The 211-nt window shown below is 64.5% G+C and carries 1 pseudogene; it reads right to left on the bottom strand.

From position 1 onward, the window contains the following. Positions 1-211 (bottom strand): annotated as a pseudogene (locus tag AB4Y44_RS43130) (electron transfer flavoprotein subunit beta/FixA family protein); the annotation flags it as partial.

Raw genomic sequence — 211 nt, 5'->3', positions numbered from 1 at the left:
CGACCAGCGTCTTCACGTCCGGCACCTTCACGCCTGCGCTACGCTTGGGCGGCTCGGCAACCTTCAGCGTCTTCAGACGCGGCGTGACATCGACGCCCAGGTCTTCCGGCTTCACGGTTTCCAGCGGCTTCTTCTTCGCCTTCATGATGTTCGGCAGCGTGACGTAGCGCGGCTCGTTCAGGCGCAGGTCCGTCGTAACGACTGCGGGCAG

This window comes from Paraburkholderia sp. BR10937 (assembly GCF_040965695.1).
GTDB lineage: Bacteria > Pseudomonadota > Gammaproteobacteria > Burkholderiales > Burkholderiaceae > Paraburkholderia.
Note: the sequence above shows the minus strand (reverse complement) of the source record. Positions and strands in the feature narration are given on the sequence as shown.